The 13,521-nt window shown below is 38.8% G+C and carries 17 protein-coding genes; all 17 read left to right on the top strand.

Annotation, left to right across the window (positions count from 1 at the left end):
- The first annotated feature begins 21 nt into the window (after nucleotides 1–21).
- The gene (gene hisZ / locus Q7U95_RS07005; protein WP_308753102.1) at nucleotides 22–1,284 is read left to right on the top strand and encodes an ATP phosphoribosyltransferase regulatory subunit; all 1,263 of its coding nucleotides are present in this window, start codon (nucleotides 22–24) and stop codon (nucleotides 1,282–1,284) included.
- Nucleotides 1,281–1,934, top strand: coding sequence for an ATP phosphoribosyltransferase (gene hisG, locus Q7U95_RS07010; protein ID WP_308753104.1), 654 nt, complete (start codon nucleotides 1,281–1,283; stop codon nucleotides 1,932–1,934). The genes hisZ and hisG overlap by 4 nt, the downstream gene beginning before the upstream one ends.
- The gene (gene hisD, locus Q7U95_RS07015) at nucleotides 1,931–3,229 is read left to right on the top strand and encodes a histidinol dehydrogenase (RefSeq protein WP_308753106.1); all 1,299 of its coding nucleotides are present in this window, start codon (nucleotides 1,931–1,933) and stop codon (nucleotides 3,227–3,229) included. Before hisG ends, hisD begins: the two co-directional genes overlap by 4 nt.
- Nucleotides 3,222–4,289 carry a histidinol-phosphate transaminase gene (gene hisC, locus Q7U95_RS07020; RefSeq protein WP_308753107.1) on the top strand — a complete coding sequence of 356 codons (1,068 nt, stop codon included), beginning with the start codon at nucleotides 3,222–3,224 and terminating at the stop codon, nucleotides 4,287–4,289. The genes hisD and hisC overlap by 8 nt, the downstream gene beginning before the upstream one ends.
- Nucleotides 4,279–5,268, top strand: coding sequence for an HAD-IA family hydrolase (locus Q7U95_RS07025; RefSeq protein WP_308753109.1), 990 nt, complete (start codon nucleotides 4,279–4,281; stop codon nucleotides 5,266–5,268). The genes hisC and Q7U95_RS07025 overlap by 11 nt, the downstream gene beginning before the upstream one ends.
- A 15-nt stretch (nucleotides 5,269–5,283) precedes the next feature.
- The gene (gene hisB / locus Q7U95_RS07030) at nucleotides 5,284–5,871 is read left to right on the top strand and encodes an imidazoleglycerol-phosphate dehydratase HisB (protein WP_308753111.1); all 588 of its coding nucleotides are present in this window, start codon (nucleotides 5,284–5,286) and stop codon (nucleotides 5,869–5,871) included.
- 84 nt (nucleotides 5,872–5,955) lie between these two features.
- Nucleotides 5,956–6,561: an imidazole glycerol phosphate synthase subunit HisH gene (gene hisH / locus Q7U95_RS07035; RefSeq protein ID WP_308753113.1), complete on the top strand. Its 606-nt coding sequence runs from the start codon at nucleotides 5,956–5,958 to the stop codon at nucleotides 6,559–6,561.
- On the top strand, nucleotides 6,558–7,292 hold the full coding sequence (gene hisA, locus Q7U95_RS07040) for a 1-(5-phosphoribosyl)-5-[(5-phosphoribosylamino)methylideneamino]imidazole-4-carboxamide isomerase (protein ID WP_308753115.1): 735 nt from the start codon (nucleotides 6,558–6,560) through the stop codon (nucleotides 7,290–7,292). Before hisH ends, hisA begins: the two co-directional genes overlap by 4 nt.
- On the top strand, nucleotides 7,282–8,097 hold the full coding sequence (gene hisF / locus Q7U95_RS07045; RefSeq protein ID WP_308753117.1) for an imidazole glycerol phosphate synthase subunit HisF: 816 nt from the start codon (nucleotides 7,282–7,284) through the stop codon (nucleotides 8,095–8,097). Before hisA ends, hisF begins: the two co-directional genes overlap by 11 nt.
- Before the next feature lie 15 nt (nucleotides 8,098–8,112).
- The gene (locus Q7U95_RS07050; RefSeq protein ID WP_308753119.1) at nucleotides 8,113–8,250 is read left to right on the top strand and encodes a hypothetical protein; all 138 of its coding nucleotides are present in this window, start codon (nucleotides 8,113–8,115) and stop codon (nucleotides 8,248–8,250) included.
- Entirely contained in the window at nucleotides 8,247–8,396 is a 150-nt protein-coding gene (locus Q7U95_RS07055; protein ID WP_308753121.1) for a hypothetical protein, read from the top strand. The genes Q7U95_RS07050 and Q7U95_RS07055 overlap by 4 nt, the downstream gene beginning before the upstream one ends.
- Nucleotides 8,362–9,030, top strand: a complete 669-nt coding sequence (gene hisIE / locus Q7U95_RS07060; protein WP_308753123.1) for a bifunctional phosphoribosyl-AMP cyclohydrolase/phosphoribosyl-ATP diphosphatase HisIE — start codon at nucleotides 8,362–8,364, stop codon at nucleotides 9,028–9,030. The genes Q7U95_RS07055 and hisIE overlap by 35 nt, the downstream gene beginning before the upstream one ends.
- A gap of 849 nt (nucleotides 9,031–9,879) precedes the next feature.
- Nucleotides 9,880–10,260 (top strand): hypothetical protein, encoded by a 381-nt coding sequence (locus Q7U95_RS07065; RefSeq protein ID WP_308753125.1) that lies wholly within the window; start codon nucleotides 9,880–9,882, stop codon nucleotides 10,258–10,260.
- Between the two features lie 77 nt (nucleotides 10,261–10,337).
- A complete protein-coding gene (locus Q7U95_RS07070; RefSeq protein WP_308753127.1) occupies nucleotides 10,338–11,246 on the top strand; it encodes an ABC transporter ATP-binding protein in 909 nt (302 codons plus the stop codon).
- Nucleotides 11,233–12,039 carry an ABC transporter permease subunit gene (locus tag Q7U95_RS07075; RefSeq protein ID WP_308753129.1) on the top strand — a complete coding sequence of 269 codons (807 nt, stop codon included), beginning with the start codon at nucleotides 11,233–11,235 and terminating at the stop codon, nucleotides 12,037–12,039. The genes Q7U95_RS07070 and Q7U95_RS07075 overlap by 14 nt, the downstream gene beginning before the upstream one ends.
- A 171-nt stretch (nucleotides 12,040–12,210) precedes the next feature.
- Complete coding sequence (locus tag Q7U95_RS07080; RefSeq protein ID WP_308753131.1) at nucleotides 12,211–12,891, top strand: DUF5667 domain-containing protein; 681 nt, start codon at nucleotides 12,211–12,213, stop codon at nucleotides 12,889–12,891.
- A gap of 219 nt (nucleotides 12,892–13,110) precedes the next feature.
- Nucleotides 13,111–13,440: a YtxH domain-containing protein gene (locus Q7U95_RS07085; RefSeq protein WP_308753133.1), complete on the top strand. Its 330-nt coding sequence runs from the start codon at nucleotides 13,111–13,113 to the stop codon at nucleotides 13,438–13,440.
- The last annotated feature ends 81 nt before the right edge of the window (nucleotides 13,441–13,521 follow it).

Genomic DNA, 13,521 nt, shown 5'->3' on the forward strand with positions numbered 1-13,521 from the left:
ATATTAAAGGATTTGATTGAAATGGATGGTAGAAACTCTTTTGTCTCTATTCCCAGGGGCCTTCGAGATATTATGCCTACTGAGGCAGAAGGAAGAAGATTAATTGAAAATAAGTTAAGAAAAGTTTTTGAAAGTTGGGGATATCGGGAGATTATTACCCCGACATTTGAATTTTTCGATAACTTATCAAGCGAAGCAGGAAGAATCATTGAAGAAGAAATGTTTAAGTTTTTCGACAGAGACGGAAGCCTCCTTGCTCTTCGTCCTGAAATGACGATTCCCATTGCCAGAGTCGTTTCTCAACGTATGCAAAATTCCCGTTTTTCGCGTTTATATTATTCGGCAAATGTTTTTCGTGAGGAACCAGCTCAGCGAGGGCAACAGCGAGAGTTTTATCAGGTTGGTTTGGAGTTTATTGGAGGCAAAGGGGCCTATGCTGACGCAGAAGTTATCGGGGTATTAATTGAGTCATTACAAGCAGTTGGTCTCAAAGATTTTCAGGTTGGAATAGGACAGGTTGATTTTTTCAAAGGAGTTCTTGAAGGAACGGGCATGTCTTCTAAATCAATAAAAGATATCCAATCTCTTCTTGTTGAAAAAGATATGGTAGAACTCGAGCAAATAATTAGCCAGAGCTCTATTTCTTCTAAGGATAAATCCAAAATTATTGAGATACTATCTCTTTGTGGTGGTGAGGATATTATCGAGAAAGTGAAACCTTATGCTAATAACGCTCGTTCGAAAGGAGCACTTGAAAATCTTTCCAATTTATATGAATTTTTAAAATCTTATAGTCTTGAAGAGTTCATCACATTTGATTTTGGAATTGTGAGAAACTTTGAATATTATACAGGTGTTGTCTTTGAGGTCTATGTTCCTAATCTTGGATTTCCATTAGGAGCAGGAGGTCGATATGATAAGCTCATTTCAGAGTTTGGAATAGATAAGCCGGCATGTGGTTTTGCCTTGGGGCTTGAGCGGTTGCACATATGTCTTAACGAGCAAGGAGTGCTTAAGAAACAAGAAGGGCGCAGGGTACTTGTATTTTCTACCCAAGATCTCAATAAGATGTTTTTAGCGGCCAAGACATTAAGAGATAAAGGGTTTCAAGTTGAAAGCGTCCTTGAACTGTCTTCTTTTGAAGATTGTTGTTCTTTGGCGCAAGAAGCCGTTCGCTGGGTGATAAACGCGGATAATGCTCCAAAGTCGGTTGAGATCTTTGATTTTCAAACTAATCTTAAAAAGGTATCTTCTTTATCGGCAATTGAAGGTGAGATGGTATGAGTTATTTAAAGATTGCCCTTTCTAAGGGAGCAATTTATGAAGAAACTTTGAGTTTATTTAAAAACGCCGGTTTTGATATCTCTGAATTGAGAAAAGAATCGAGAAAATTAAGGCTGGTTAATGATAATGAGAAAATAGAATATATATTAACACGTCCTTTTGATGTTCCAACTTTTGTTGAGTATGGTGCTGCCGATCTTGGTATAGTTGGAAAAGATGTTTTAATGGAGACAAAAAAGAAGGTTTTTGAGTTGCTTGACTTGGGCTACGGAAAGTGCAAATTTGTTTTAGCTGCTTTATCTAAAGAAAAAGATGATATAGAGGAAAATTACAAACATCTTGGACAAGTTAGAGTAGCTACAAAGTTTACTAAAGTAGCTGAAGATTATTTTACAAAACAAGGGGTGCAAGCCGAAATAATTAAACTACATGGTTCGGTTGAACTTGCGCCCATAGTAGGTTTAGCCGATGAAATAGTCGACCTTTCCTCAACCGGAAAAACACTTGCTGATAACAACCTGATTATTGTGGATGAAATTGCGGAATGTTCAGCTCGTTTAATTGCTAATCATGTGAGTTACAAGATAAAATCTAAGGAAATTAACGAGTTTTTAGATAAGGTAAAACAGGTTAAAAGGAGCAGTAAATGATTATCATAAAGGAAATATCATCAACCATAAAAGATGAAGAGCTGAAAAAGCTTTTTCCGTCTCGAATTTTAGATGAGTCGAAATTGGAGATTGTTCAAGAAATAGTAAATAACGTTAGAAGAAAAGGCGACTCTGCGTTGCTGGAATATACAAGAAAGTTTGATGGGATTAATTTAAAATCTAACCAGCTTAAGGTAGGCAAAAAGGAATTTGAAGAGGCATATGGTTTAGTCGATAAAGAGTTTAATTCCGCTTTGAAGTTAGCGAAAAAGCGTATTGTCGCATATCATGAAAATCAAAAAATCGAATCATGGTTCACAACCGAAGAAGATGGTGTTTTATTGGGGCAGCAGATAAGACCAATTGAGCGTGTTGGTATATATGTGCCCGGCGGCATGGCTTCGTATCCTTCCTCAGTTTTAATGAATGCAATTCCCGCTAAAGTCGCAGGGGTGAGCGAAATAGCCATGTGCGTGCCTCCCGATAAAAATGGCCGTGTCAACCCATATACTTTAGTTGCCGCGTGTGAGGTTGGTGTAGACGAGGTCTATCGAGTGGGTGGAGCGCAGGCTATAGCGGCCATGGCTTATGGCACCGAGACTATAAAAAAAGTTTATAAAATTACGGGTCCCGGGAATATTTATGTAACGCTTGCCAAGAAGTTGGTGATCGGAGAGGTCGGTATTGATATGCTTGCTGGTCCAAGTGAAGTGGTTATTTTGGCTGACGGTAAAGCCAATCCGGCTTATATCGCTGCGGATATGCTTGCGCAAGCAGAGCATGCTCCCGATGCTACATCTGTTTTAATTACCACTTCTTCTCAGTTAGCGGAGAATGTCAATGCTCAATTGGATGAACAATTGGAGTACATCGGAAGAAAAGGCATAGCCGAGAAATCTATAAGAAATTTTGGAAGAATATTATTGGCGGATTCGTTGGGAACAATGATAAGACTTGCTAATTTTATTGCTCCCGAGCACCTTGAGATAATGATTGAGAAACCGATGAGCATACTTGGTGAAATTAAAAACGCGGGGGCTATATTTCTCGGTGCCTATACTCCTGAATCGGTTGGAGATTATGTTGCGGGTCCAAATCATATCTTACCAACTTCAGGCACAGCTCGTTTCTATTCGCCGCTCGGAGTGTATGACTTTATTAAAAGGTCTAGTGTTCTTTCATTTACAAAAGAAGGGCTCAGGGAAGTTGTCAGCGCTCTTGAACTTATAACTAAAGCGGAGGGGCTCGATGCTCACGCGAGGTCTGCAAAGATAAGGGTTGAGGAAAGTGATTGATTTAGTTGAGTCTCGACCAGAACTTGATAACCTTAAGTCCTACGCTCCTTTAGAAGAAAACGCTCGGATAGTTCTTTCCGCTAACGAAAGCCCCTTTAATTTATCTGAGTCGTTAGTTAAAAAGATAAAAAAGGAATTAAACAGCTTTGCGTTTAATCGTTATCCAGACGCATTGGCAAGTGGACTGAGAAAAAAGCTCGCTGTTGCATATGGGGTATCAGATGAAAACATTGTTTTAGGAAATGGCTCTGATGAATTAATTCAGTGTTTACTTCTCGCCTATGGCGGAAGTGGCAGATCTATTTTAACTTTTGAGCCAACTTTTTCTATGTATAGTATTGTCTCACAAGTAACGGGAACTCAAGTTTATGAACTTGATAGAACCGAATTGTTTGGTATTGATGTTCCACGGGCACTTGAGGTTGTCAGGGAATTTTGCCCTACACTTATTTTTCTGTGCAATCCCAATAATCCCACCGGAAATATTCTTTCCAGCGATGAGATAGAGTTATTTTTAAAAGAAACAAATGCGCTGGTGGTAGTAGATGAGGCTTATGCGGAATTTAGCGGTCAAACGGTTATTCCCCTTCTCTCTAAATTTCCAAATCTTATTGTGTTGAGAACTTTTTCAAAAGCCTTCTCTTTGGCGGGAATAAGAATTGGTTATATGGTGGCTTCTTCTGGGATTACTGAAAATGCGCTTAAAGCAAAACTCCCTTATAACTGTGACGCGTTTTCGCAAATGGTTGCAGGTTTGGCTTTTAACGAAAGAGAAACTTTTAAACTTCAGATTAAGAAAATAGTAAGTGAGCGAGAAAGAATCATTAAAGAGCTCAGTAAAATAAATGGGGTTACTCCGCATTCATCTGCGGCCAATTTTGTCTTAATTGAGATAGAAAAAGAGGCGATTTGGGTTTGGAAAAAACTTTTGGAAGCAGGTATTTTAGTTAGAAATTTTAACGAGTCACGCTTAAAAAAATATTTGAGGGTTACTGTTGGAACCGAAGAAGAAAATAACTTATTTTTGAAGATGCTTAAGGAGATAGTAGATGCTAGATAAGTTACAAGAAGATTATGTTGAGGTTGTATCCAATTTATTGGTTAAGAAAAGTGCATTAAGATGGTTTAAAAATATTGACAGTTTAGTTCTTGATATTGATGGGGTAATTCTAGATGTAACATCCTCTTTTAGACTGGCAATAAGCAAGACGACTCAGTTTTATTTTGAAAAAATTCTTAAATGGCCCGGCAAAGCCCTTCTTATAACTCCGGAAGAGACTCAACTTTTTAAATTGGTCGGTGGTTTTAATAATGATTGGGAACTAACTTATGCTGTTGTTATTTTTTACTTAAGTAAATCGGATTTTTTGTCGAGTTACAATTTAAACGTTTTGCGTAAAAAAGGACGAAGTTTGCAAGAGTTTACTGATGAAATTAAAAGGTGTGGTGGCGGACTTAAGTCTGCCGAAAAAATTGCTTTATCTGGTTTAAAAGATAAAGAAAGGATAAAATCACTTTGGAATAGAAATCTTATTAAACAGATTTTTCAAGAATTTTATGCTGGCGTTGATTGGTGTAAAAAGTTGTATGGGTTTGAACCTGTTTATATAAAGAAGAAAGGTTTGCTCAATAAAGAGGAAGTTATTATTGATAAAAAGCTGGTCAAACAGTTTTATCCTAAGGTTTCAATTATTACCGGGCGAACAAAAAAGGAAGCTGAAATTGCTTTGGAAAGAGCGGGTTTTTTAGATATTGTGTCTTTCGATAAGATATTGAGTGATGACGGAGGTATTCGTAAACCTAACCCGAAATTATTGCAAGAATTGTCAAATAAAATGAAAACTAAAGTTGGGATTTACATAGGAGACACTCCTGATGATCTTGAGATTGTAAATAATTTTAAAAAATTGAATCAAAAAGAGATGTTTTTATCTTGTATAATATTACAAAACATTGAAGAAGCTAAGAGATTTATTAAAGAGGGAGTCGATATTCTTGCTAGAAAGGGAAACGATGTTCTTGCTGAAATAAAAAGTTAAAAAAGGAGGAAAGAGATGGTTCGTAACAGCACTATTACGAGGAAGACGAAAGAGACCGATATTCAAATTGAGCTTAATGTTGATGGTCAAGGAAAAGCTGATATCTCGACGGATATCCCATTTTTTGACCATATGTTGGACTTATTAGCCAGACACGGTCTGTTTGATTTGGAGATTAAAGCTAAAGGTGATTTGGAAGTTGATGCTCATCATACTGTTGAAGATGTAGGTATCTGTCTCGGTCAGGCTTTTCGCGCCAGTCTTGAAGATAAAAAAGGGATAAGAAGGTTCGGTTATTCGTTAGTTCCAATGGATGAGGCACTTGTAATGACATCGGTAGATATAAGTGGTCGTCCCCATCTTTTTTTTGACGTTGATATTCCTGCTGAGTACATCGGTAATTTTGATACATCATTGGTGATAGAGTTTTTACATGCCTTTGTAAATCATTTTGCCATAACTTTGCACGTGAAACTTTTATCAGGGAAAAACGTTCATCATTGCATAGAGGCGGTTTTTAAAGGATTGGCAAGAGCAATTGATATGGCTACTCAAATTGATTCTCGAATCAAAGGTGTGCCTTCTACTAAGGGAGAGATTTAACAGTAACTTAGTAGTTTAGAGATATGGGGACATAGAAATCAAAAAACAATGTATTTGTGTTGCTAAGGAGCTAAGAAACTAAAAATGATTGTAGTAGTAGATTATGGTGTTGGAAATTTAAGAAGTGTTCAAAAAGGTTTTGAAAAAGTTGGTTATAAGGCAATTATTACCGCAGACAGGGATATATTGGATAAAGCGGACGGGATTGTATTGCCCGGAGTAGGAGCATTTAAAGATGCAGCAAATGCTTTATCTAAATCAAATCTTGGTGAGGCGATAAAAGAAGGCATTGCTAAAGGGAAACCTTTTCTTGGGATATGTTTAGGGTTGCATCTTTTATTTACACAAAGCGAAGAACACGGGATAACGCAAGGACTTGATATAATTCCGGGTAGAGTTGTGAGTTTGCCTTTAAGCGTAAAAATTCCTCATATGGGGTGGAATCAAATTAAAAAGATTGTGGATGCTCCGGTTTTAAATGATATCAATGATGGTTCATATCTCTACTTCGTCCACTCTTATCACGTTGTTCCTGACGATAAAAATATTGTGGCAACCACCACTAATTATGGAATTGAGTTTGTTTCGAGCATATGGAAAAAGAATATTTTTGCATCACAATTTCACCCGGAAAAAAGCAGTAAACTTGGCCTGAAAATATTGAAAAAATTTGGGGAGGCGACGGGATGATAATTTATCCGGCAATTGATATCAAAGCAGGAAGATGTGTGCGGCTTTACCAGGGGCAAATGGATAAGGTTACGCTCTTTCCTGAGTATCCAACAGAAGCAGCAAAAAGATGGGAAGCTGCAGGAGCAAAATTTATTCACGTTGTGGATTTAGACGGTGCCGGATCGGGTGAACCAAAGAATATTTTAACGCTTGAACAAATAATTAAAAGCGTGAATATTCCAATACAGTTCGGCGGTGGTATAAGAGGGATGTATACAGTGAAGCAGCTTTTTAATCTTGGGGTTAGCCGTATAATTTTAGGGACAGCTTTAGTAAATAATCCCGATTTGCTTGCGGAAGCTTGTGCGGTGTATCAAGGTAAAATTGCCGTTGGGCTTGATGTAAAAGATGAGTGTTTAGCCATTCATGGATGGGAAGAAAAAACTGACATAAATGTAGTTGATGTGATAAATGAGCTTGAGAAAGTTGGTGTTTCAAGAATTATATATACTGATATTTCAGTTGATGGGACGATGCAGGGTCCGAATATAAAGGGAATTAGGTCAATTGCTAAAAAAACAAATATTCCTCTCATTGCTTCGGGTGGAGTGTCAAGCATTAAAGATATTAAAGCTATAAAGAAATTAGAGAGTTTAGGGGTTGAAGGTATAATTATTGGAAAAGCTCTTTACTCGGAGGCATTTACTTTAGAAGAAGCGATAAAGGTTGCTGAGAAAAATGTTGGCTAAGCGGATAATTCCGTGCCTTGATATGAAAGAAGGCAGGGTAGTTAAGGGTGTAAAGTTTGTAAATTTACGGGATGCCGGAGACCCTGTTGAGCTTGCTATTGCCTATGATGAAGCAGGAGCGGATGAACTTACTTTTCTTGACATAACGGCTTCTCACGAAAAGCGTGATATTATGTTTGATGTTGTTCGGCGCACATCGGAGAAAGTTTTTATGCCTTTTACCATAGGCGGAGGAGTAAGAACCGTTGAGGACATAAGGATGGTTTTGGAAAATGGGGCCGATAAGGTTTCCATAAACACAGCGGCAATTGAAAATCCTAATCTTATTCATGAAGCTTCAAGAAAGTTTGGAAATCAGTGCATTGTAGTCGCGATAGACGCAAAATCAGTCCCCGGCTCACAGCCACCAGCTTCCAAGAAAGCACTCCCCACTCCCGACTCCCCACTCCCGACTGGTAGGTGGGAAGTTTATACACACGGAGGGCGAAATACAACTGGTTTGAATGCGGTTGAATGGGCTAAGAAGGTTGAAGGCCTTGGTGCCGGAGAAATTTTGCTTACCAGCATGGATAGAGATGGTACTAAAGCCGGTTATGATATCGAGTTAACAAAAGCAATTACAAGCGCAGTAAATATCCCCGTAATTGCTTCAGGTGGAGCAGGAAAACTTGAACACTTTTTGGAGGTAATAGTTGAAGCGGATGCCGACGCTGTACTTGCGGCATCGCTCTTTCATTTCGGGGAGTTGAGCATAAGACAGGTTAAAGAATATCTTCGGGATAACAATATCCCTGTAAGATTTTAAATAAAGGAGGTAAGAATGTCGCAAACAATAGCTGGTCTCGTCTTAATATTTATAATTGGTATTGTTGTGATGTTTGGAGCACGTTACTTGTTTATGAGGTCAATGGAGAAATCCTCTAAAGAAAGACAAGAGAAAGAGAGAGATAAGACATGAGTGAAAGAGATATAATTGTTTCTGTGGCTACCTTTGTTCTCGTCGTTGCATTTGTAATTGGAGCGGGATTGATTTTTAAGATGATGAGGCAACATAAAGTAGAAGCACATTATGAAACTAAAGAAAAAAAAGGGAAGAAAGAATAAGACTATGAAAATTGAAGAATTTAAATTTGACGAGAAAGGTTTAATTCCGGCGATAGTTCAGGATTATCGCACAGGCGAGGTTTTAATGCTTGCCTATATGAACAAAGAATCAATAAAAAAGACGCTTGAGACGGGGCGAACCTGGTTTTGGAGCAGGAGCCGTCAGCAGTATTGGTGCAAGGGTGAAACTTCAGGGAATGTTCAATATGTAAAGGAAGTAAAATACGATTGCGATGCCGATACTCTTTTAATCTTGATTGAACAGGTTGGAGTGGCTTGTCATACTGGCGAACGCTCCTGTTTCTATCGAAACATAACCACCAGCCACCAGCCACCAGCTACCAGGGGAAAATTACCGATTGTTTTTCAGGAGCTTTATCAAGTTATCCTCGATCGTAAAAAGAAAATGCCTGAGGGTTCATATACCGCAAAACTCTTTGAAGAAGGACAAGATAAAATACTTGCCAAAATCGAGGAAGAATCAGATGAAGTAATCGACGCCGCAAAGAATAAAGAGAATTCTGAAGTGGTTTGGGAAATTGCCGATTTACTCTATCATCTTTTGGTTTTACTGGTTGATAAGGGAATTTCTTTGGAAGAAGTTGCAGGAGAGTTGGAGAAGAGAAGGAAGTAGAAAATCAATTTTCGTCATTGCGAGACGAAGTCGAAGCAATCTCGTTTTTAACTATAACGGCTGAATTCCTTTTTTTTATTTATTCAATTATTTCTTTTTTGTAGGTTGTTTTCGGCTCTTGATTCAAGCGTTTTTCCTCCTCGCTTTACTCCTCAGTGGCGACCTGCAGAACTCATCCGCTGTTGGCGGATTCAAACAGCTTCGGTCGAAACCCCGCCTCGTCAATTGCTTGTCGGCGCTTTCATATGTTGCCTACAAACAACCCACCCGGATTTTAAAAATCAAAATCAATAAAAAGTTCTTTTGATTTTACTAAAGGCTAGAGGCTAATGGCTGCTTCTAATAGTTTTCCTGGAGGCTGACGACTGGTAGCTGGTAGCTGTTTTTAAATGATATGGTAACTAAACAAAACACCGTGCTCATATGTTTACCCGTCGCAGGAGGGTCTGCCCGCCTCTGGAGGGTTGCTGTCTACCCAACCCACGAGGGGTTTAAAAAAACCAATAAAAAGCTTTTGTTTTTGATTTTCCTGGTAGCTGACGGCCGGAGGATAGAGTCTGGTTTTGCTCCTGACTCCCCGTTTGCCTGCGCCTATGATGCCGCTAGGCATTGGCGGGCAGCTTAACTAAGAGACTCCCGACTGATGGGCTTATGGCTGGGAGCTGATAGCTGATTGCTAATGGTATTTTGTTTTAAAAATTTTTAATTTTTAATTCTAGTTCTACATTTTTCGTTTTTAGCTTTTAATTTGAATTTACTTCCCACTCCTCACTAACAGATTGCAGGACTTTCGGTTAATCAGCACGAATCATAATATAAGTTTTGGCCAACTATCGTGTGAGGTCCTTTTTGAACCCTAAAACTCCATTTAAAATATTTCTTAAAGTATTTATGTCACTTTTCTTTGGGGGTATATTTTATGCTGACTGGCTGGTTGCTTTTCTTTTGTTTCTCAAGGCAGATAGTTCCTTTTTAGAAATTATTGGCTGGTTGTTAGCGCCCGTTGTTACCGCGTTGGGTTTTACGGTGGGAATCAAACTTTTTGATTTTTTGGCCAAAGAGAAAAAAGAGAAGTTTTTTCATATTTACAAATGGCCTTTAGTTGGGTGTGTAGTTGGCGCGGGAATTGTTTACTGGTTTGGGCCAATGCTTATCGTCTTTTCCATGCTCGTGTTTGGAGCAATAAGTATTTTTATAAGAGAAGTGCTTTTGGTTAGGAAGGCGAATTGAAACTTACAAGTCTATAATTTTTGAATGGAAATCCTTGTTTTATTGGAGCGCTGGGAACAAAAACGCGAAAGGAGGCAATGAGTTTGGATGTAGTAATTCGCACAGAGGGCTTAACCAAGTGCTATGGTAAAACTCTTGGCATAATCGACCTCAATTTTGAAGTCAAAAAGGGCGAGGTTTTTGGCTATCTTGGGCCAAATGGCGCAGGCAAAACAACAACTATAAGAATGCTACTCGATTTTATTCACCCGACGCGTGGCAAAGCCACGATTTTCGGTCTGGATACGCATAAGGATAACGTTAAGATTAAAAGGCGTGTTGGCTATCTTCCCGGAGAACTTGAGCTATATAAAAACCTTAAAGGTGGGGAGTTTTTGCGTCATTTTGCTTACCTGCGGAGTGGTGTCGATTGGAAATATGTTCAAGAGCTTGCCGAACGGCTTGATTTCGATATGTCAAAGCCGATTCGCTCTTTGTCATCGGGAAATAAGCACAAAGTTGGCCTCATTCAAGCGCTTATGCACAAGCCGGAGCTTTTGATTTTAGATGAGCCAACCGTGGGTCTTGACCCTTTGATGCAGCAGGAGTTTTATCGCATGATGCACGAGGCCAAAGAGCAAGGCCAAACCTTATTTATCTCATCGCATATTTTACCTGAGGTTGAGAGGATATGTGACCGAGTTGGATTTATCAGGCGCGGCAAGCTAATCAAGGTTGAAGATGTTTCAGATTTAAAGAAACACGCATTCCGTCAAATTGAGATTCATTTTGCAGGCCCTGTTCCGAAAGAGGAATTTGAAAACCTTTCTGTTGTTAAAGATGTAATGGTAGAAGATAGTATATTGCGATTTACGGTTGCGGGCCCTTTAGATGCTGTCGTCAAGACGGCCGCGAAGTTTGAGGTAGTAAACGTGATAAGTCACGAACCCAATCTCGAGGATATCTTTCTAACCTACTATGGGGGTGACGAAAATGCTGCTTCGTAATATCTTTTTAAAAAATCTACGTGATAGGCGCAAAGCTTTATTTTGGTGGAGCTTCGGCATGATTTTATTTGCCCTTTTTATTTGCGCATTTTATCCGACCGTCCAAGAAAGTGCCGCGGAATTGGAAACCTACATGGCAAATATGCCTGAGGCGCTTATAGCGGCATTTGGAGGGACCGGTAGCAATATTGCGTCACCCGAAGGGTATTTAAATGTGGAGTTTTTCTCCATGATGCTTCCGATGATGTTCATAATATATGCCATTGGGTTTGGTGGCGGTGTGATTGCGGGGGAAGAGGAGGCCGGAACACTCGACTTATTGCTTGCAAATCCCATTTCTCGTTGGCGGGTTTTACTGGAAAAGTTTTTGGCTATGGTTGCGGGGATGACCATTTTAAGTTTTATGTCATGGCTGGGACTTGTAGCCGGCGCATATGTCTATGATATGAATATTGGTCTCGGACAGTTGGCAGCGGCAACGTTTAGCAGTGTTCTTTTAAGTTTCAGTTTTGGAGTTATTGCTTTGGCCGTAAGTTGTTTAACCGGCAGGCGCGGGATAAGCATGGGCATTGCAACCGCTCTGGCTGTTGGAACATATTTGCTTTATGTTTTGGCGCAGGTTGCTGAACCATTGGAAAAGTACCAGAAACTATCGCCATTTTATTGGCATCTGGCTCCCAACCCTTTGGCCAATGGCCTGAAACTTGGCAATATGGCGGTTTTCATCGGAACAATAGCCGTATTTCTAATAATTGCTCTCATTGCTTTCCAGCGTCGCGACTTGGCGGTTTAGAAATTAGTTAGTGAAATTAGCATAAAAAATGAGTTAAATTTCTTAACTCACCTATTTTTTTTTAAGGCTCGGTTTAATTGTCGAATGGAGAAATATAAATAAATAATCGTAACTTTTTCCTTATAATTGCGTTTTAAATAGCGAAAATAAAAAAGAGAGGAGGGTTAGGTTATGAGAAAGATATTAACGGTGTTTTTGGTAGTTTCATTGTTTGTTATGGTTTTTGCTCCAGCTGTTATGGCTCAAGATGAATCGGTGGAGCCGGGTCTTACCCCGGATAGTTCTTTTTATTTCTTGAAGGTGTGGGTTGAAGAATTTCAGCTTATGTTTACTTTTAGAGCTGAAAATAAGGTTGAGCTTTTAAATAAGTTTGCTGAAAAAAGAATAGCTGAAGCTCAGAAAATGATTGAGAAGGGTAAAATAGATCTTGCTGAGAAGTGTCTTAGTCGGTATGAAAAACACCTCAATAAAACTCAAAGTATCATTGAGAAATTAGGTAATGAGGAAGTTTATATGAAAGTTGCTGAGGCAACTTCAAAGCATGAAAGAGTTTTAAATGAACTTCTCGAAAAAGTTCCTGAGAGGGCCAGAGATTCAATCGAGCAAGCGATAGAAGTTTCTCAAACTGGACACAATAGAGCAGGAGAGGCTCTACAAAAAGTTCTACAAAAGAAAATTCAAATTCAAGAGCAAAACGAAGGCGAAGAAACCATGATTAAAACAGAACAACAGACAAAAACGCAGACAAAAGAGTGTATCGAGGATTGCGAAGAAGAGTGCGAGCAAATACAGGAACGTACCGAAGAGCAAATTAAGGAACAGCTAATGAAAGATAAAGAAACAAAGCAGTAAATAATATAACATAGTGTTATGTAGGTTAATACCTACATTGGTTAATGTAAAGCAGTAAAAACCGCCACCAAATTTGGTGGCGGTTTTTATCTGAACAAAACGACATTTTGTGGTGCTGTTATTTTTTACCGTTATTCCGACGATAGAGAAAATTGCTAAATTATTAAGGTTGGTTATAATTAGAAAGGCAAGAAGGTGTTTTGAGGGGAGGTTTTTTTAATGATAGAGGAACGATTGGAAAAAATGGTTCATTCTACGAAAATTTTTCTCTCTGGGGTTGGTATTGGTTTTGGCTGGGGTGCAGTGACGGGAGCTTTAACCGGAATTTTAATTGGAGTTTTAGCAGCCCCTAAAACTGGCAAAGAAATGCGAAAAGACCTTAAAGAAAAAGCTGAGGATTTTATGGAATCGGGCAAAGAAGTTTTTGAATCTAAGAAAGCGAGTATTTTGGAGAGCGTTGGAAAGAAAACAACGATAGGTTACGAAAAGATTGATGAAGCGTTAAAAGAAAAGATTAAAAAGGACGAAGAAGTAAATAAAGAAATTTAACTGCAGAGAAACTTGTTTTTATTGACTTGAAATTCTATTTTTGCTAAAATTTTTAACAGTTTAAAAAGAAGAGCCTGTGAG

The sequence above is a fragment of the Candidatus Oleimmundimicrobium sp. genome (assembly GCF_030651595.1).
Lineage (GTDB): Bacteria > Actinomycetota > Aquicultoria > UBA3085 > Oleimmundimicrobiaceae > JAUSCH01.

Bases quoted from the DNA above. Each gene is read 5' to 3' on its own strand.
- hisZ (WP_308753102.1), top strand. From the start codon at position 22: ATGGATGGTAGAAACTCTTTTGTCTCTATTCCCAGGGGCCTTCGAGAT.
- hisG (WP_308753104.1), top strand. From the start codon at position 1,281: ATGAGTTATTTAAAGATTGCCCTTTCTAAGGGAGCAATTTATGAAGAA.
- hisD (WP_308753106.1), top strand. From the start codon at position 1,931: ATGATTATCATAAAGGAAATATCATCAACCATAAAAGATGAAGAGCTG.
- Q7U95_RS07025 (WP_308753109.1), top strand. From the start codon at position 4,279: ATGCTAGATAAGTTACAAGAAGATTATGTTGAGGTTGTATCCAATTTA.
- hisB (WP_308753111.1), top strand. From the start codon at position 5,284: ATGGTTCGTAACAGCACTATTACGAGGAAGACGAAAGAGACCGATATT.
- hisH (WP_308753113.1), top strand. From the start codon at position 5,956: ATGATTGTAGTAGTAGATTATGGTGTTGGAAATTTAAGAAGTGTTCAA.
- hisA (WP_308753115.1), top strand. From the start codon at position 6,558: ATGATAATTTATCCGGCAATTGATATCAAAGCAGGAAGATGTGTGCGG.
- hisF (WP_308753117.1), top strand. From the start codon at position 7,282: ATGTTGGCTAAGCGGATAATTCCGTGCCTTGATATGAAAGAAGGCAGG.
- Q7U95_RS07050 (WP_308753119.1), top strand. From the start codon at position 8,113: ATGTCGCAAACAATAGCTGGTCTCGTCTTAATATTTATAATTGGTATT.
- Q7U95_RS07055 (WP_308753121.1), top strand. From the start codon at position 8,247: ATGAGTGAAAGAGATATAATTGTTTCTGTGGCTACCTTTGTTCTCGTC.
- hisIE (WP_308753123.1), top strand. From the start codon at position 8,362: ATGAAACTAAAGAAAAAAAAGGGAAGAAAGAATAAGACTATGAAAATT.
- Q7U95_RS07070 (WP_308753127.1), top strand. From the start codon at position 10,338: ATGAGTTTGGATGTAGTAATTCGCACAGAGGGCTTAACCAAGTGCTAT.
- Q7U95_RS07075 (WP_308753129.1), top strand. From the start codon at position 11,233: ATGCTGCTTCGTAATATCTTTTTAAAAAATCTACGTGATAGGCGCAAA.
- Q7U95_RS07080 (WP_308753131.1), top strand. From the start codon at position 12,211: ATGAGAAAGATATTAACGGTGTTTTTGGTAGTTTCATTGTTTGTTATG.
- Q7U95_RS07085 (WP_308753133.1), top strand. From the start codon at position 13,111: ATGATAGAGGAACGATTGGAAAAAATGGTTCATTCTACGAAAATTTTT.